The following is a 17,258-nucleotide window of genomic DNA, read 5'->3' on the forward strand; positions in this document are numbered from 1 at the left end:
CAGCGTTGACGGGTCGCGTCGTGATCGAACTGCCGACCGACCTTCCCGCCGACCTCGTCCCCCTGTCGTGGCTTGTGGGGGTGTGGGACGGCACCGGTGTCATCGACTATGGCGATCACGCGTTGACCGGCGAGTTCACCCATCGGGTCAGCTTCAGCCACGACGGCGGGGACTACCTGAACTACTCCGCCGAGGCGTGGCTGCATGACGGCGGCGACGGCAGCGGCGCCCGGACCCGCCTCGTCGCCGAGATGGGCTACTGGCGACTGTCCCGCACCGCGGGCGAGTCCGACCCCGGCCCGGGCCTGCTGCCGCCGCTCGCGTCGCCGGTGGTGCGCACCGCCGACGACGTCGAGCTGCTGCGCAACCCCGAGGGCGGGTTCGACATCGAGGCGGTGATCGTCCACGCCGACGGCGTGAGCGAGTTGTATCTCGGCCAGATCCGCGGACCTCGCATCGACATCGCGACCGACGCGGTGGTGCGGCCCGCGAGCGCGAAGGCGTACGCCGCCGCGACGCGGATGTACGGCCTTGTCGACGGCCATCTGCTGTGGGCGTGGGACATCGCAGCGCTGGGTCATGAACTGGGCGCGCACGCGTCGGCGCGCCTGGCGCGGGCCGAGTGATGACCACGCCGTACTCGGCGCTGCCCGGAGCCGTCGTGGATGACGCCGGTCTGCAGCACCTCGGGAGCCCGCTCGTGGAGCAGCGGCGCCTCGCGGCGGGCGAGGCGGTCGTACCTCTCGGCGACCGGGCGGTGCTGGCTGTCTCGGGCGAGGACCGGCTGTCGTGGCTGGACTCGCTGTCTTCGCAGTCGCTCGCCCATCTGCCGCCCGGCGTCGGCACCGAGACGCTCGTGCTCGACCCCCAGGGGCGCGTGGAGCACGCGGCATCCGTCCTCGACGACGGCGAGACGACCTGGTTGATCGTCGACCGCGGCGACGCTGAGGGACTGCTGGCATGGCTGCGCAAGATGCGCTTCCGGTTGCGTGTCGATCCGCGCGTCGCCGATGACCATGCCGTGGTCGGTGGCGTCCCCGCGGCCCTCGCCCGCATCACACCGGCCGCACCAGCGGGTCTGGCATTGATCTGGGCGGACCCGTGGCCGGCCGTCGCCATCGGCGGGCACGCGTATGCCGCAGTCGAGCCGCATCCCGGTGCCGAGCGCGCGTGGGCCGAGGCGATCGTCACACGCGATGAAGAGGCCCGGATGCTGCAGGCCGCGGCCGACGGCGAGCTCGCGCTCGCGGGGCTCGTCGCCGCGGACGCGCTGCGCGTGGCCGCGTGGCGCCCGCGCTGGGCGAACGAGGCCGACGAGCGCACACTGCCGCACGAGGTGGACTGGCTGCGCACCGCGGTGCACCTCGAGAAGGGCTGCTACCGCGGCCAGGAGACGGTGGCCAAGGTGCACAACCTCGGTCACCCGCCGCGTCGCCTGGTGGCGCTGCAGCTGGACGGCAGCGAGAGCGTCCTTCCGGCTCGAGGCGCCGTCGTGCGAGTGAACGGTGACGAGGTGGGGGCGGTGACCTCGGCCGCGTTCCACCACGAGGAGGGCCCCATCGCGCTCGCCGTGGTGCGGCGCTCAGTGGCTCTCGACGCTCAGCTCACGGTCGACACCGAAGACGGCGTGATCGCGGCCGCGCAAGAGGTCGTGGTGCCACCGGACGCGGGATCGACGGCGAATGTGCCGCGGCTGACCAGGCTGTCGCGCCGGCCGGCGGCCCAGTAGGCGCCGTGAGCGGCGACGCCGATTCGGCTCCCATCACCCGAGCGGTGCCGACGGGGTGGCGTGCGCGCCTGGATCTGCGGCCCAACGCCTGGCGCGTGCGGGACTCGGCGATCGCCATCGTGCAGATCACGGTCGCCGCCACCGGCGCATGGGCGTTCTCGCTGTACGTGCTCGGGCATCCCGCGCCACTGCTGGCGGCGACGGTCACCGTCTCGAGCCTCGGGCTGGTGCGCGACGCGAGGCCACGGCGCGTGCTCGAGACGGTGATCGGGATGCTGGTGGGCATCATCGTCGCCGATGCGTTCGTGCTCGTGGTGGGGCCCGGCTGGTGGCAACTCGCCCTCGCGCTGGGGGCGACCCTGTTCGTCGCGCGGTTCCTCTCGCCCTACCCGCCGTTCGCGATCATGGCGGCCGTGCAGGCGGTGATCGTCATGACCCTTCCGGCCTCTCAACCGTTCGACCGGCTTGCAGACGGCGCCGTCGGCGGGGTTGCCGCTCTCTTGGTGACCGCGCTCATTCCGCGCAACCCGCGCCGCGAAGAAGTGCGCGACGGGCGCACCGTCTTCTCGGCCGCCGCCGACGCCGCCAGGACGATCGTGCAGGCGCTGCGTCGCGGCGACGCGCTGCGGGCGGCGCGCGGGCTCGAGAAGGCTCGCGCGATCGCTCCGCACGTCGACAACTGGCGCGCATCCCTGGAATCGAGCATCGCCGTCTCGTCGTTCTCGCCGTGGCTGCGGCCGCAGCGTGCCGAGCTGCGACGGCATCGCGCCGTGCTCGACGCGATGGATCTGGCCACGCGCAATCTCCGGGTCGTCGCTCGTCGCGCCGTGTACCTGTGCGACGACGGGCAGCGACGGCCCGTGCTGGCGGAGCTGCTCGCCGAGCTGATGCGCGCGGCGACGCTGGTGGAGGAGAGCCTCGACGACATCGCCCTGCAGCCGATCGCGCGGGAGGCCGTCGGGGCGGTGGCTGCCCGACTCGATCCCGTCGGCATCCTCCCGGACGGGTCGGTGAGCGAGCAGAACCTCATCACGGCGCTGCGTCCGCTCGCGGTGGACCTGCTCACCGCGACGGGGATGACCTCGGTCGATGCCCGCGCGGTGCTGCCACGCCTCTAGTCCTCCGTGCGCGGGGCCACGGCATCCCACGGCACCGTCAGCTCGCCCAACCGCCATCGTGAACGCTCCCGCAGAGGCCATCCGGATGCCTCGAGCGCGGCCACGCTCGTGCGCCAACGGTGCTCGGCACCGAACGGCGACACCGCCGCGGCGCGATCCCACTCCGCATCGAGTGCGGTCAGCAGAGCGTGCACGCGCTCGCCGGGCACGTTCCGGTGGATGAGCACTTTCGGGAGTCGCTCCGCGGCGATCGAGGGACGCTCCAGCCCCGCGAGGCGGAGCGAGACGGTGAAGGTGCGCGGCACGGCGTCGGCTCCGACGGCGACCCAGGTCGCGATACGTCCGAGCTCGTCGCACGTGCCCTCCACGAGCACGCCATCGGTCGAGAGCCGTGCCGCCATCGAGGTCCACGCGGCAGGCACGTCGTGCTCGTCGTACTGGCGGAGCACGTTGAAGGCGCGGATCACCGCCGGTCGCCGATCCTCCGGCACCGGCACCTCGAAACCACCACGCGCGAATGACACGTGCGCATCGGCCGCGAATGAGGTCGTCCCCGCCCGCAACTCGGCCAGCTGCGCGCGGGCGCGCGCCACGCGGGCGGGATCGATCTCGAGGCCGAGCACTTCCACATCCGGGCGGACGCGGGCAAGGCGCGCGTGCAGCTCCAAAGCCGTCACGCCGCTCGCGCCATACCCGAGGTCGATCACGAGCGGATCCGCGGCCCGTCGCAGTGCCGCGTGGCGAGCGATCCAGCGATCCACGCGCCGCAGCCGGTTGGTACCCGTCGTCCCGCGCGTGATCTGCCCGACCACGGCCGAGGACGAGCGGGCGGAAGGCATGAGCCCATCGTCCCACCGAGAGCAGCTGTCCTGCGCGTCACGCGACCGGGGCAGCCTACGCGGCGCCGATATCATGGGGGCCATGACCGCGCCCCATACGCTGATCCTCCTCCGACACGGCCAGAGCGAGTGGAACAAGACCAACCAGTTCACGGGCTGGGTCGATGTCCGCCTCACCGAGCAGGGCAAGGCCGAGGCCGCGCGCGGCGGGGAGTTGCTCGCCGAGTCGGGCATCCTGCCGGACGTCCTCCACACGTCGCTGCTCAGCCGCGCGATCCAGACCGCCGATATCGCGCTCGACACCGCGGACCGGCTGTGGATCCCCGTGAAGCGCACGTGGCGTCTGAACGAGCGTCACTATGGCGCCCTGCAAGGCAAGGACAAGGCACAGACGCTCGAGGAGTTCGGCCAGGAGCAGTTCATGCTCTGGCGCCGTTCGTTCGACGTGCCGCCCCCGCCCCTGCCCGCCGACGACCAGTACAGCCAGGCCGGCGACCCCCGGTATGTCGGCATCGACGGCGACGTGCCCGACACCGAGTCGCTCAAGCTCGTGATCGACCGCATGCTGCCCTATTGGCACAGCGACATCGTGCCCGACCTGCGGGAAGGCAAGACGGTGCTGGTGACGGCGCACGGCAACTCCCTGCGCGGTCTCGTGAAGCACCTCGACGGCATCAGCGACGCCGACATCGCCGAGCTGAACATCCCCACCGGCATCCCGCTGGTGTACCGCCTCGACGAAGACCTGAAGCCGATCGGAACCGGCGAGTACCTCGACCCGGAAGCCGCGGCCGCCGGTGCCGCCGCGGTCGCCAATCAGGGCAAGGGCTGACCCATCGCTCGTCGAGCGAGCGAGGAACGAGCGAGACGAAACGCCCCGGAGGAATCCAGGGCGTTTCGTCTCGCTCCGCTCGCTCAACGAGCGGCGTAGATTCTGCGGCTGACTACTCCTGCGGGGCGACGATGTCGATCGTGTCGGTCGACATCGTCCAGTCGCCCGTCGAGAGGTACGCGACCTTCTTCGCGACCGACACGGCGTGGTCGGCGAACCGCTCGTGGTAGCGACTGGCCAGCGTCGCATCGACCGTCGCCGCCGCCTCGCCCTGCCAGCTGTCGCTGAGGACCTTCTCGAACACCGACAGGTGCAGCTCGTCGAGCTTGTCGTCGGCGTTGCGGATCGCCTCGGCCATCGTGAGGTCCTGCGTGCGCAGCAGGTCGGCGAGCTGGCGCGCCGCCTCAACGTCGAGCTCGCCCATCTTCAGGAAGGTGGACTTCAAACCCTTCGGGATGGCCCGCTCGGGGAAGCGCATGCGCGTGAGCTGCGCAATGTGCTCGGCGATATCGCCCATGCGCTCGAGCGACGCGCTCATCCGCAGCGCGCTCACGACGATGCGCAGGTCACGTGCGACCGGCTGCTGGCGGGCGAGGATCTCGATGGCGAGCTCGTCGAGAGCGATCGCCTTCTCGTCGATGACGGCGTCGGCGTCGATGACCTCTTCGGCGAGTGCGACATCACTCGTGCCGAAGGCCCGCGTCGCCTTGTCGATCGCCACCGTCACGAGTTCGGCGATCTCGACGAGACGTCCCTGGACGTCCTCGAGCGACTGGTGGAACACTTCGCGCATGCGATGCACCTTTCTGAATCCGGGCACGCACCTGCCCCGCGCCTCGGCGATTCTCGCCAGCGAAGGTTAACGGATGGTGCCGCCGTGGTGAATAGTAGTCGGCTCGCGTAGCCGGGCTCTGACGCCCGGACAGGACGCCGCCCGGCATGCCCCTACGCTGTTGGCATGCACACCACGCAGCTCGCGCTGCTGGCCCTTCTGGCGGGCATCGTCATCGGGGGCTCGATTTCCGCGGTCATCGTCGTCTCGCTGCGCGCACGTGATCGTGCGCGGGCCGAGACCTCGCTGGACATCCCCGACGGGGTTCGCGAGGTGCTTCACGGCATGGACGACGCCGCCGTGGTCGTGGACGCATCGTCGACGGTCCTCGCGGCGTCCGCCGCGGCGGCGCCCTTCGACCTCATCGAGGGCAGAGCGTTGCCGGCCGACGAGCTCCGGCACGTCGCCCGCGGCGCGCGCAGCGCCGAGACGACGGCGACGGAGACCCTGCGGCTTCGGCGCGGCGCGCCTCCGGCCGAGCCGCGCCTGGTCGTGGTGCGCGCCAGCCGCATCTCGCCGCGTCTCACTCTTCTGGTGCTGCGCGACATCACCGAGCGCGAGCGGGTGGAAGAGATGCGCCGGGACTTCGTCGCCAACACCAGCCACGAGCTGAAGACGCCGGTCGGCGCCGTCAGTCTGCTCGCCGAGGCCATCGAATCCGCCGCCGACGATCCGCCGCAGGTGCGCATCTTCGCGGCGAGGCTCTCGGCCGAGGCATCCCGTCTCGCCCTTCTCACGTCGCGCATCATGAACCTGTCGCGCCTGCAGGCGTCGGATGAGCTGACCCAGCAGGACGTCTCGATCGACGAGGTCGTCGCCTCTGCCCTGGACGCCCACGCCATTCAGGCGGACTCGGCCGGCGTCGACGTGGTGCGCGGTGGAACGCGCGGTGTCTACGTGCGTGGCGACGCTCAGGTGCTCAGCGAGGCGGTCGGCAATCTGATCGCGAATGCCATCGCGTACTCACCGCGCGGGTCGAGCGTGGGGATCGGCGTGAAGACCGCCGAGGGCATCGTCGAGATCGCCGTGACCGATCGCGGCATCGGTATCGCAGAGGGCGAGCAGGACCGGGTGTTCGAGCGCTTCTACCGCGCCGACCCGGCGCGTGCGCGTCGCACCGGCGGCAGCGGTCTGGGACTGTCCATCGTGAAGCACGCGGTGCAGCGCCACGGCGGCGAGGTTCGGCTGTGGTCGCGTCCTGGCCGCGGCTCGACATTCACGATCCGCCTGCCGCAGATCGATGCACCCGCCACCGATTCCTCGCCCAAGCGCAGCCGCAAGAAGAAGCGGCCCACCGCCGGGGCGACCTCACGCCCGATTTCCACGAACGGAGACCCCGTATGACCCGCGTTCTGATCGTCGAGGACGAGCCGGACCTCTCGGATCCGCTGGCCTATCTGCTGCGACGCGAAGGGTATGACGTCGAGATCGCCGAGGACGGCCCGGCCGCCCTGACAGGTTTCCGCGAGCGAGGAGCCGACATCGTCCTTCTCGACCTGATGCTGCCGGGGATGCCGGGAACCGAAGTGTGCCGGCAGATCCGCACCACTTCAGCGGTGCCGATCATCATGCTGACGGCCAAAGACTCCGAGGTCGACATCGTCGTGGGGCTCGAGCTCGGCGCGGACGACTACGTGACCAAGCCGTACTCGGCGAGAGAGCTCCTCGCGCGCATGCGGGCCGTCCTGCGGCGGTTCTCGCAGCTCGATGCCGACCTCGAGGACCGCGTGCTCGAGGGTGGTCGCGTGGTGCTCGACATCGACCGCCATACGGTGGCTGTGGACGGCTCCGAGATCAACATGCCGTTGAAGGAATTCGAGCTGCTCGAGGTGCTGATGCGCAACGCCGGCCGGGTGCTCACGCGGGGGCAGCTCATCGACCGTGTATGGGGGAGCGACTATTTCGGCGACACCAAGACGCTCGACGTGCACATCAAGCGGATCCGCTCGCGCATCGAGAAGAGCCCGAGTTCGCCCGAGATGCTGGTGACCGTGCGGGGGTTGGGCTACCGCTTCGAGGGCTGAGGAGCGCGAAGGGCGCCTCGTCCGCGGACGAGGCGCCCTTCGCGTGCGGCAGGGCCGCTGAGAGATCAGGGGGCCAGCGGCGCCAAGTAGTCCAGGGTGCCGTCGAGAACGGGCACCGAGATGAGAACGCCCTCCGCGTCGCCGGACTGGAAGTACCCGTCGATGTCCTGTCCCGGAAGCGTGTCGAGGTCCTCGAGGAGGAGCGGGTCCTCGTCTTCCGCGCCCAGGCTCAGGACCGTGTTGGCCGGCACGCGGACCGACAGGGTGATTTCGGATTCCTCACTGCGGAACTCGATGTTCAGCGTGTGGGATTCCTCGGTGTCATTGACCAGGGCGGCGACGAAGTTGCCCTCGGAGCCGTCCTCGGTGGCGACGATCTGCGCGTTGCGGACCTCGACCGGGCCGGCGCCGTAGACGTTCGTGCCCTCGGCGGCGGAGTAATCGATCGTGGTGGCCTGCGGCGCGAGCATGCTGCAACCGGTGGCGGTGAGGACGAGCGCGGCTCCGATGGCGAGCGACGCGATGGGGCGCGAGTACACAGATCCTCCCGGGACGGATGACGGCTTCCCATGCATTCTATGGGCACGCGGTCGCGGTCGCGGTGAGCTGGTCCTTGGCCTCTCCTGGCCTGGGGCGGAGAACCTTAGCGTATTTCTCCTGTGGTATCCTGGAGGTTGCCGAAAGGACATAACTCCATGCTTTTTGAGGTTGGCGAGACGGTCGTTTACCCCCACCACGGCGCGGCAACGATCATCGAGGTCAAAGACCGCATCATCAAGGGCGAGACGAAGAAGTACCTGAAGCTCAATGTCACGCAGGGCGACCTCATCATCGAGGTTCCCGCTGAGAACGTCGATCTCGTCGGCGTCCGCGATGTCATCGGCAAGGAAGGCCTCGACAAGGTCTTCGAGGTGCTGCGTGCTCCCTTCACAGAGGAGCCGACGAACTGGTCGCGCCGGTACAAGGCCAACCTCGAGAAGCTCGCCTCGGGTGATGTCATCAAGGTGAGCGAGGTCGTTCGCGATCTGTGGCGCCGCGACCAGGACCGCGGGCTCTCGGCCGGCGAGAAGCGCATGCTGGCCAAGGCGAAGCAGATCCTGATCTCGGAGCTGGCACTGGCCGAGAAGACCGATGAGGAGCAGGCCAGCGTGATCCTCGACGAGGTCCTGGCTTCCTGAGCCGCCTGTCGCTCACGAGCGGACCTCGCCGGTAGCGTGGGAGTGTGAGCCAGCCTTCGGTCCCGCGCGTCGGTGTCGTCGTCGTCGCGGCCGGATCCGGAACCCGCTTAGGCGCCGGTGCGCCCAAGGCGTTCGTGCCGATCGACGATGGCACGATCCTGCGCCACGCGTTGGACGGAGTCTTCGCAGCGCGGGCATCGGATGTCGTCGTCGTCGCGCCTCCCGGCCGCGAGTCGGACGCCGATGCCGAGGTGTTCGCGGCGGCGGGCGGTCGCCGGGATCCGGTCACGGTCGTCCCCGGCGGCGCGACGCGTCAGGCTTCCGTCGCGGCGGGCCTGGCGGCGCTGCCGCGCGACGTCGAGATCGTCCTCGTCCACGATGCGGCGCGTGCACTCACGCCCGCCGAGGTTTTCGAGCGCGTGATCGCGGCGATCCAGACTGGTGCAGTGGGCGCCATCCCGGTGCTGCCTGTGATCGACACGCTCAAGCGGGTCGCCGGCGACGAGATCGTGGCCGCCGTGGATCGCGCCGAGCTCTCTGCGGCGCAGACTCCGCAGGGCTTCCGGCGAGATGTTCTCGAACGGGCATATGCCGTGGCCACCGAGGACTTCACCGACGACGCTGCCTTGGTCGCGGCAGCAGGGCAAGCCGTCACGGCCGTGCCGGGGCATCCGCTCGCCTTCAAAATCACGACCGCGGCCGACCTGGATCGCGCACGCCACCTCGTGGCGCCGATCCCGCCAGCACATCGTGTTGCGCCGGCCCTGCAGCGGGTGGGCATGGGTACCGATGTGCATGCGTTCGGCGCCGAGGGTGCACTGTGGCTGGCGGGCCTCGAGTGGCCCGGCGAGCCGGCGCTGTCGGGTCATTCGGACGGGGATGCCGTCGCGCACGCCATTGTCGACGCGCTGCTCGCGGCCGCCGGGCTAGGCGACATCGGAACGCACTTCGGCACCGATCACCCGGAGTACGCGGGTGCGCACGCCGACGTGTTCCTGGGACGGACGCTGGACTTGCTGCGAGAGGCGGGCTGGCTGGTGGGGAACGTGTCGGTGCAGGTGCAGGCGAATCGTCCCCGCTTCGCGCCGCGTCGCGGCGAGGCCGAGCGTGCGCTGTCGGCGGCGCTCGGAGGAGCCGCGGTGTCGATCTCGGCGACGACTACCGATGGTCTGGGGTTCACCGGTCGCGGCGAGGGCGTCGCGGCATTCGCCGTCGCGCTCGTCAGCCCGGCATGATGCGCCGCCCCGGTCAGAGACCGCGGGTCATGAATATCGAGAACGGATCGAGCGTGTAGTCCCCGAACGGGCCGCACGGCGAGAAGCCCTCGCTTTCGTACAGCCGCTGTGCGGCGAGGAAATCCGGCGTCGTGCCGGTCTCGAGCCACAGGCTGGTCATGCCGCGCTCGCGAGCGGCGGTCATGATGTGTCGCAGCAGCGCCCGCCCGACTCCGGAGCCGAGGAATCGGTCGCTCACCCGCATGGATTTCACCTCGCCGCGCTCGCTATCGAGCGTTTTCAATGCGCCGATGCCGGCGATCTCACCGTCGATCCACGCCGACCAGACGGTGACCGACGGATGCCGCAACGCGTCCACGTCGAGAGCGTGCACGCTTTCGGCGGGCGACGTGTCGTGCATGCCGGCGAGGTGGAAGGCGATCAGATGCCTCGCCTCCTGGCCGGTGAGGTCGTCGGTGCGGATCTCGATGGTGCGCTGCATAGCGCGCCCAGTGTGCCACTCCCGCATTGCCAAAATGTTTCGCCCCGCCCCTCTTTCACGCCCCGCGCCCCGCCCGCCCCGCCCTTTCCGCCGAGCATGTCTGTTCTGCGACGACCATGTGGGTCTCACACCGAGCATGTCTACATGCTCGGCGAGAAACCCACATGTTCGCGTCAGAAGGGACATGCTCGGCGAGAAGGCAAGGGGGACCTGTCGAGGGGGGTGTCAGGCCTCGACGGCGTAGGGGGCGGGGTCGCGCGGGCTTCGGGATCCCCACGCGAGAAGGGCGAGGCCGGCCGCGAGCACCACCAGGCCCACTATCGCCAGCGTCGAGAGCCGCTCGCCGAGGACCGCGATGCCCAGCACGCTCGCCGTGAGCGGTTCGCCCAGCGTGAGGGTCGCCGCGGTCGCGGCCGTGAGGCCGCTCAGCCCCCACGTGAACATCACGTAGGCGATCGCGATGGTGGCAAGGCCGAGCCACAGCGCCATCACGAGGCCGGAGGTGGTCCCGAGCCACGCGAGATCGACGAAGGGCAGAGCCAGCGCGCTCAGTGCCGCCGAGCTCGCCCCCATGCCGCCGACAACGGTGAACGGATCCCATCCCTCATCCAGCAGGCGGCGTTGGGCGTTGGCGATGACCGCGAACGACGCCCCTGCACCGATCGAGCCGAGCAGCCCGATCGGATCCGTGGCGGCGGCGCCGGCGTCGCCGCCGAAGCCGAGGAGCACGACGCCGAGGGTGGCAAGGGCAGTCGCTCCCATCCACGTCGGAGACGGCATCCGTCGGGTGAGCGCCCATTCCAGCAGCCCCGCCAGGATCGGAGCCGAGCCCAGCGCGACGACGGTGCCGACCGCGACGCCGTTGCGGCCCGTTCCGAGGAAGAACAGCGGCTGATACACCGCAAGGCAGGCGCCGGTGAGCACCATGAGCGACAGGGGCCGGATGCCGGGTGTCGGGCGCAGCGCACCCGCCTGGCGCCTGCGGGCATGACGTGCCGCGAGGGCGAAGGCGAAGACCGCGAGTCCGGTGCCGCCGATCACCATCCGCATGACCCCGATGGACAGCGGCGTCGTGCCCTCCGGCCCCAGCGCCTGCGAAGTGCCGGTGGTGCCGAACAGCAGCGCGGCGGCGAGGACGGCGAGGACGTGCACCTCCCATTTCTAGCCGATACACGGCCGGTAGGCTGGTGCGGTGACGGTTCAGCTGTATGACACCAAGGCGCAGATCCTGCGCGACTTCGTGCCACTCGACCCCGGAAACGTCACCATCTACGTGTGCGGACCGACGGTGCAGTCGGCGCCCCACATCGGTCACCTGCGCGGCGCGCTGAGCTTCGACATCCTCCGCCGTTGGCTCACGCACCGCTTCGGCCGGGTCACCTTCGTGCGCAACGTGACCGACATCGACGACAAGGTGCTCGCCAACGCCACGGACGGCGAGCCGTGGTGGGCCCTCGCGTACCGCATGGAGCTCGCCTTCACGCGCGCCTACACCGCGATCGGCATTCTGCCGCCGACCTACGAGCCCCGGGCCACGGCATCCATCCCGCAGATGCAGGAGCTCATCGAGCGGCTCATCGAGGCCGGCCACGCCTATGCCGCGCCGGCCGATTCGGATGCCGCGGGCGACGTGTACTTCGACGTGAGGTCCTGGCGCGGCTACGGGGAGCTGACCCGGCAGAGCCTGGACGCGATGGAGCCGGCCGCCGACGCCGATCCCCGCGGAAAACGGGACCCGCGGGACTTCGCCCTCTGGAAGGGCGCGAAGCGCGAGGAGCCCGCGTCGGCGGCATGGGATTCGCGGTGGGGCGCCGGTCGGCCCGGCTGGCACATCGAGTGCTCAGCGATGTCTCGGCGCTACCTGGGTCCCGAGTTCGACATCCACGGCGGCGGCCTCGATCTGCGCTTCCCGCATCACGAGAACGAACTCGCGCAGTCGACGGCGGCGGGCGACGGCTTCGCGCGATACTGGGTGCACAACGGCCTGGTCACCGTCGGATCCCAGAAGATGTCGAAGTCGTTGTTCAACTTCGTGCTCGCCGAAGACGTGCTGCGCGAACGCGACCCGCTCGTGGTGCGCTACGCCCTCGCAGCGGCCCACTACCGGTCGAGCCTGGACGTCACGGATTCGTCGTTCGACGAGGCGGAGGCGGCCGTCGACCGGATCCGAGGGTTTCTCGAGCGCGCACTCCGCGCGCTGCGCGAGAACGAGACCGACGTCCGCATGAACGCCGAGGTGCCGCAGCGGTTCGCGGATGCACTCGACGACGATCTCGGCGTGCCGCAAGCCCTGGCCGTGCTGCACGAGACGGTGCGTGACGGCAACACCGCCCTTGACGCGGGCGACCGCGACGCGGCGCTGCGCGCCTTCTCGCAGGTCGCGGTGATGACGGGCATCCTCGGGATCGACCCTCTCGACCCGCAGTGGGCGTCGACGGATGCCTCGGCCGAGGCATCCGCTCTGGACACCCTCGTGCAGACCATGATCACGCAGCGCGCCGATGCGCGCGCAGCCAAAGACTGGGCGACGGCCGACCGCATCCGCGACGCGATCGCGGCGGCCGGCATCGCCCTCGAAGACACGGCGGACGGGACTCACTGGACGCTGTCCGGCGAGCGTCCGCCCACGAAGGAGAACTCATGAACAAGGCAGGACGGCCCGGCGCGAGCAGGGGCAAGAAGAAGGGGCCCACGAAGGGCACCGGCGGTAAGAACAAGCGCTCGCTCGAGGGCCGTGGACCGACTCCGAAGGCCGAGGACCGCGCGTGGCACCCCGCCGGCAAGCGCAAGGCCGCGGCAGAGCGCTACGCCGCAGCCGGCGGCAAGGGCGCCTCGGGCTCGTCGCCCGCACGCTCCTCGCGGCCGGCGAAGAAGGACGACGATACCGAGACCGTCACCGGGCGCAACTCGGTACTCGAGGCGCTGCGCGCCAAGATCCCGGCGACGGCGTTCTACATCGCCCAGCGCGTCGAGATGGACGATCGTGTCAAGGAGATGCTGTCGATCGCGACGCACCGTGAGATCCCGGTCCTCGAGGTCACGCGGCCCGAGCTCGATCGCATGGCGGGCTTCGACGGTGTGCACCAGGGCGTGGCGCTCAAGGTGCCCCCTTACGAGTACGCCCACCCGCAGGACCTGCTGGAACAGGTCATCGACCGGGGCCAGACTCCGCTGTTCGTGGCGCTGGACGGCGTCACCGACCCGCGCAACCTCGGCGCCATCATCCGCTCCACCGCCGCCTTCGGCGGGCACGGTGTGATCCTTCCGCAGCGCCGGTCGGCCAGCGTCAACTCCGCGGCGTGGAAGACGAGCGCCGGCGCGGCCGCGCGCATTCCGGTGGCGATCGCCGCGAATCTGACCTCGATGCTGAAGGAGTTCAAGAAGCAGGGCGTGTTCGTCCTCGGCCTCGACGGCGGTGGCGATGTCTCTCTCCCGGACCTCGAGCTCGCCGACCGTCCGGTCGTCATCGTCGTCGGCTCCGAGGGCAAGGGGCTCTCGCGCCTGGTGACCGAGACATGCGATCAGATCGTGTCGATCCCGATCTCGGCCGCCACCGAGTCGCTGAACGCCGGGATCGCGGCATCCGTCGCTCTCTATCAGGTCGCGACCGCCCGGGCTGAGGGCAGCACCCGGGACTGAGTTCTCGCCGAGCGGAAACACATTCGCGGGAATGTATCGCGGCGTGCTCCACTTGGGATGAGGGATTACTCGTCGAAAGGGAGACCATGGCACGCATCGCCGTCATCGGAGGAACCGGCTACGCCGGCAGTAACATCGTCGCCGAGGCGGTGTCCCGCGGGCACACCGTGGTCTCGGTCGCACGATCGGTTCCGGCCGAGCGCGTCGAGGGCGCGACGTATGTCGAGGGCACGCTGCTGGACGTGCCGAGCCTCGCCGCCGAGATCGATGGCGTCGACGTCGTCATCGCGGCGGTGCCCGCGCGCGGTGACATGCTCGGCCAGGTGCGCCCGAACGTCGCCCAGCTGGTCGAGGCCCTGCCCACGGACGTGCGCGTCGGTGTCATCGGCGGTGCCGGCGGCAGTCTGGTGGCGCCGGGAGGCGAGCGCGTGATCGACCAGCCGTCGTTCACCGAGGAGTACAAGCCCGAGGCGCTCGAGGCGATCGGCATCCTCGAAGACCTGCAGGCCGGCCCCGCGGCACGCGACTGGTTCTACGTCCACCCGGCGGGCGGGTTCGGCGTGTGGAACCCGGGGGAGCGTACGGGTTCGTACCGCGACGGCGGCGACGTGATCGTCACCGACGCCGACGGTGAGTCGTACATCTCCGGCGCGGACCTCGCCGTGGCCGTGCTCGACGAGATCGAGAACCCGAAGCACTCGCGCGAACGCTTCACCGTCGGGTACTAGACGAGATCCCTCCAGTCGACCTCGTCATCGTCGATGACGGGGTTGGCGGAGGTGATGACCGACAACGACAGTGTTTCTGTCGACGGTCCCATCAGGGTCGCTTCGTCGCGGCGGTGCCGCAGCACGTCGGCGATGTAGCTCGACAGCGCCTCGGCGAGCGGTACGGACTTGCCCTTCGCCTGTGACAGATACCAGCGGTGCTCGAGCAGCTGGTGGAAGACCTCCGCCGGCTCGAGCTTGGCGCGCAGATCCCACGGGATCGACTTGATGACGGGCTCGAAGACGCGGGTCAGCCATTCATGCGCGACCATCTCCTCGTCATCGCCCAGCCGCGAGATGCGTGCGCGGAACTCGTCGAGGTCGTTGAGCAGTCGGCGCGCCTGATTCTCTTCGACGTCCAGGCCCGTCAGACGCAGCAGCCGGCGCTGGTGGTGTCCGGCATCGACGACCTTCGGCTGGATCGACACCTTGGCGCCGTCGGTGGTGGTCTGGATAGACATCTCGCCGATGTCGAAGCCCAGATCATTGAGGCGCTGCACGCGCTCGGTCAGTCGCCAGGCCTCATCGGCGCGGAACGTCTCGGTGTCGGTCAGGGCGGCCCACAGCGAGTGGTAGGACGACACGATGCCGTCGGCGATGGCGATGGCATCGACCCCGCCCTCGAGCCGGCCGCCCGCCTCGAGGTCCATGATCTCGCCGGCGATGTTGGTGCGCGCCACATCGAGATCGTGCGCGCGCTGACCGGGGGTCAGGCCGCTCTCGTGCAGCTCGCCGGTCTCGGCGTCGACGAGATAGGCGGCGAACGCACCGGCGTCACGGCGGAAGAGAGTGTTCGACAGCGAGACATCGCCCCAGAAGAAGCCCACGTTGTGCAGGCGCACCAGGAGCACCGCGAGCGCGTCGACGAGGCGGTTCGCGGTGTCGGGGCGCAGCACTTGCGTGAAGAGCGCGCGATAGGGGAGCGAGAACTTCAGGTGTGCCGTGACGAGCACCGCCGGGAGCGCCTGGCCGGCGGCATCCGTTCTTCCCGCGATGACCGCGACCCGATCAACGCACGGCACGTCGAGCCGTGTGAGGTTGCCGAGCATGTCGTACTCGCGGCGCGCCATCGCCTCGGTGGTCTCTTTGACCGCCACGACGCGCCCCGAGAGGTTGGCGAAGCGCACCAGGTGCCGCGAGATGCCCTTGGGCAGGTAGACGATGGTGCTCGACGGCCAGTCGGCCAGCGGCGTCGACCACGGCAGCGTCAGCAGGCCGGGATCGACGCTGCTGGCCGTGATGCTCAAAGCGTCGGACACGTCACTCCTCACGGGCTGCGGTGGAGACGCCTGCGGCGCGGGGGGTCGAAGACCCGCCCGCGCCGCAGAGGGATTGCTGTCAGGCCGAGACGACCGGAGCGTCGTTCAAGCGCTCACCCGACTCGATGTCGAACGCGTGGACGTGACCGGCGGTTGCGGCGAGTGTGACGGTCTCACCCGAGTGCGGGTGGCTGCGACCGTCGACGCGCGCCACGATATCGGTGCGCTTGCCGTCGATGTCGGTGTGGCCATAGAGGTAGCCGTCCGCGCCGAGCTCTTCGACGAGGTCGACGACGACCGACAGTCCCTTGCCGTCTGCCGGGCCCACGACGATGTCTTCCGGACGTACGCCGACGGTGACCTCGCTGCCGTGCGCGCGACCGACGGTGTCACGGTCGAGCGGCACGACCTCCGAGCCGAACCACACGCCGCCCTCCGCGAGCGGTGACGGGAACAGGTTCATCGCGGGCGAGCCGATGAAGCCGGCGACGAACACGTTGTTGGGACGCTCGTACAGGTCGCGCGGCGTGCCGACCTGCTGGAGCAGGCCATCCTTGAGGACCGCGATGCGGTCGCCCATGGTGAGGGCCTCGGTCTGGTCATGGGTGACGTAGACGGTGGTGACGCCCAGGCGGCGCTGCAGCGACGCGATCTGCGTACGGGTCTGCACGCGGAGCTTGGCGTCGAGGTTCGACAGCGGCTCGTCCATGAGGAACACCTGCGGCTGGCGGACGATGGCGCGGCCCATAGCGACACGCTGACGCTGGCCACCCGACAGGGCCTTCGGCTTGCGCGTCAGGTACTCCTCGAGGTCGAGCAGCTTCGCGGCCTCGAGCACGCGAGCGGCACGCTCTTCCTTGCCGACGCCGGCGATCTTCAGGGCGAAGCCCATGTTCTCGGCGACCGTCATGTGGGGGTACAGCGCGTAGTTCTGGAACACCATCGCGATGTCGCGGTCCTTGGGCGGCACATCTGTGACGTCGCGGTCACCGATGAGGATGCGGCCCGAGTTGACCTCTTCGAGGCCGGCCAGCATGCGCAGCGAGGTGGACTTGCCACAGCCCGAGGGGCCGACGAGGACCAGGAACTCGCCATCGGCGACTTCGAGGTTGAGCTTGTCCACGGCGGGACGGGTGCCCCCGGGGTACAGGCGGGTTGCGTTGTCGAACGTGACGGACGCCATGCTTTCTTCTCCTTCACCGGCAGGTACGTGCCGGACGATCCGTAGTGATGGATGAGCGGGAGCTATCCCGCGCGCCCGCCATCGGGCGCAGAATCAGTATGACACGGGCTCCGCGGAGGTTGCGTCTGGGCATTTCCCAGGG

Annotated in this window: 18 protein-coding genes; 11 read left to right on the forward strand and 7 right to left on the reverse strand. The window is 69.8% G+C overall.

The features are described from left to right. Positions 1 to 20: 20 nt before the first annotated feature. Genes K0817_RS13535 through K0817_RS13545 form a run of 3 tightly spaced genes read left to right on the forward strand, consistent with a single transcriptional unit; the run spans position 21 to position 2,847 of the window. Positions 21 to 626: an FABP family protein gene (locus K0817_RS13535; protein ID WP_219982062.1), complete on the forward strand. Its 606-nt coding sequence runs from the start codon at positions 21 to 23 to the stop codon at positions 624 to 626. Next, positions 626 to 1,729 carry a folate-binding protein YgfZ gene (locus K0817_RS13540; RefSeq protein ID WP_219982063.1) on the forward strand — a complete coding sequence of 368 codons (1,104 nt, stop codon included), beginning with the start codon at positions 626 to 628 and terminating at the stop codon, positions 1,727 to 1,729. The genes K0817_RS13535 and K0817_RS13540 overlap by 1 nt, the downstream gene beginning before the upstream one ends. 5 nt (positions 1,730 to 1,734) lie before the next feature. Beyond that, a complete protein-coding gene (locus tag K0817_RS13545; protein WP_219982064.1) occupies positions 1,735 to 2,847 on the forward strand; it encodes an aromatic acid exporter family protein in 1,113 nt (370 codons plus the stop codon). Here the strand turns inward: K0817_RS13545 and K0817_RS13550 are convergent. Beyond that, positions 2,844 to 3,686: a class I SAM-dependent methyltransferase gene (locus tag K0817_RS13550; RefSeq protein WP_219982065.1), complete on the reverse strand. Its 843-nt coding sequence runs from the start codon at positions 3,684 to 3,686 to the stop codon at positions 2,844 to 2,846. The two genes, K0817_RS13545 and K0817_RS13550, sit on opposite strands and share 4 nt — an antisense overlap. Positions 3,687 to 3,768: 82 nt before the next feature. Here K0817_RS13550 and K0817_RS13555 point away from each other — a divergent pair, with 82 nt between their 5' ends. Next, entirely contained in the window at positions 3,769 to 4,518 is a 750-nt protein-coding gene (locus tag K0817_RS13555) for a phosphoglyceromutase (protein WP_219982066.1), read from the forward strand. A 112-nt stretch (positions 4,519 to 4,630) separates the two neighbouring features. On the opposite strand, the gene phoU is transcribed toward K0817_RS13555, so the two are convergent. Further along, positions 4,631 to 5,311 (reverse strand): phosphate signaling complex protein PhoU, encoded by a 681-nt coding sequence (phoU, locus tag K0817_RS13560; RefSeq protein ID WP_219982067.1) that lies wholly within the window; start codon positions 5,309 to 5,311, stop codon positions 4,631 to 4,633. Positions 5,312 to 5,476: 165 nt separating this feature from the next. Between phoU and K0817_RS13565 the strand changes: the two genes are divergently transcribed. Further along, complete coding sequence (locus K0817_RS13565) at positions 5,477 to 6,694, forward strand: cell wall metabolism sensor histidine kinase WalK (RefSeq protein WP_219982068.1); 1,218 nt, start codon at positions 5,477 to 5,479, stop codon at positions 6,692 to 6,694. Next, a complete protein-coding gene (locus K0817_RS13570) occupies positions 6,691 to 7,374 on the forward strand; it encodes a response regulator transcription factor (protein WP_219982069.1) in 684 nt (227 codons plus the stop codon). The genes K0817_RS13565 and K0817_RS13570 overlap by 4 nt, the downstream gene beginning before the upstream one ends. Positions 7,375 to 7,439: 65 nt before the next feature. Here the strand turns inward: K0817_RS13570 and K0817_RS13575 are convergent, their stop codons facing one another. After that, positions 7,440 to 7,913 (reverse strand): DNA modification methylase, encoded by a 474-nt coding sequence (locus K0817_RS13575; RefSeq protein ID WP_219982070.1) that lies wholly within the window; start codon positions 7,911 to 7,913, stop codon positions 7,440 to 7,442. Positions 7,914 to 8,069: 156 nt separating this feature from the next. Here K0817_RS13575 and K0817_RS13580 point away from each other — a divergent pair, with 156 nt between their 5' ends. Further along, positions 8,070 to 8,552: a CarD family transcriptional regulator gene (locus tag K0817_RS13580; RefSeq protein WP_127820162.1), complete on the forward strand. Its 483-nt coding sequence runs from the start codon at positions 8,070 to 8,072 to the stop codon at positions 8,550 to 8,552. A gap of 44 nt (positions 8,553 to 8,596) precedes the next feature. Beyond that, positions 8,597 to 9,787: a 2-C-methyl-D-erythritol 4-phosphate cytidylyltransferase gene (gene ispD / locus K0817_RS13585; RefSeq protein WP_219982071.1), complete on the forward strand. Its 1,191-nt coding sequence runs from the start codon at positions 8,597 to 8,599 to the stop codon at positions 9,785 to 9,787. 13 nt (positions 9,788 to 9,800) lie between these two features. On the opposite strand, the gene K0817_RS13590 is transcribed toward ispD, so the two are convergent. After that, positions 9,801 to 10,268 carry a GNAT family N-acetyltransferase gene (locus K0817_RS13590; protein WP_219982072.1) on the reverse strand — a complete coding sequence of 156 codons (468 nt, stop codon included), beginning with the start codon at positions 10,266 to 10,268 and terminating at the stop codon, positions 9,801 to 9,803. Between the two features lie 225 nt (positions 10,269 to 10,493). Further along, positions 10,494 to 11,420 carry a DMT family transporter gene (locus K0817_RS18725; protein WP_219982073.1) on the reverse strand — a complete coding sequence of 309 codons (927 nt, stop codon included), beginning with the start codon at positions 11,418 to 11,420 and terminating at the stop codon, positions 10,494 to 10,496. Between the two features lie 40 nt (positions 11,421 to 11,460). On the opposite strand from K0817_RS18725, the gene cysS reads away from it, so the two are divergent. The 3 genes from cysS (at position 11,461) to K0817_RS13610 (ending at position 14,635) form a co-directional block, all read left to right on the forward strand. Next, the gene (gene cysS / locus K0817_RS13600) at positions 11,461 to 12,912 is read left to right on the forward strand and encodes a cysteine--tRNA ligase (protein ID WP_219982074.1); all 1,452 of its coding nucleotides are present in this window, start codon (positions 11,461 to 11,463) and stop codon (positions 12,910 to 12,912) included. Next, complete coding sequence (rlmB, locus tag K0817_RS13605) at positions 12,909 to 13,907, forward strand: 23S rRNA (guanosine(2251)-2'-O)-methyltransferase RlmB (RefSeq protein ID WP_219982075.1); 999 nt, start codon at positions 12,909 to 12,911, stop codon at positions 13,905 to 13,907. The genes cysS and rlmB overlap by 4 nt, the downstream gene beginning before the upstream one ends. Positions 13,908 to 13,993: 86 nt before the next feature. Next, entirely contained in the window at positions 13,994 to 14,635 is a 642-nt protein-coding gene (locus K0817_RS13610; RefSeq protein ID WP_219982076.1) for an NAD(P)-dependent oxidoreductase, read from the forward strand. On the opposite strand, the gene K0817_RS13615 is transcribed toward K0817_RS13610, so the two are convergent. Both K0817_RS13615 and K0817_RS13620 read right to left on the reverse strand, forming a co-directional pair. Continuing rightward, on the reverse strand, positions 14,632 to 15,933 hold the full coding sequence (locus tag K0817_RS13615; RefSeq protein WP_219982077.1) for a DUF4032 domain-containing protein: 1,302 nt from the start codon (positions 15,931 to 15,933) through the stop codon (positions 14,632 to 14,634). The genes K0817_RS13610 and K0817_RS13615 overlap by 4 nt on opposite strands. Positions 15,934 to 16,012: 79 nt before the next feature. After that, complete coding sequence (locus K0817_RS13620) at positions 16,013 to 17,116, reverse strand: ABC transporter ATP-binding protein (protein ID WP_219982078.1); 1,104 nt, start codon at positions 17,114 to 17,116, stop codon at positions 16,013 to 16,015. Between the last annotated feature and the right edge of the window lie 142 nt (positions 17,117 to 17,258).

It is taken from the genome of Microbacterium sp. HD4P20, assembly GCF_019449275.2.
Lineage (GTDB): Bacteria > Actinomycetota > Actinomycetes > Actinomycetales > Microbacteriaceae > Microbacterium.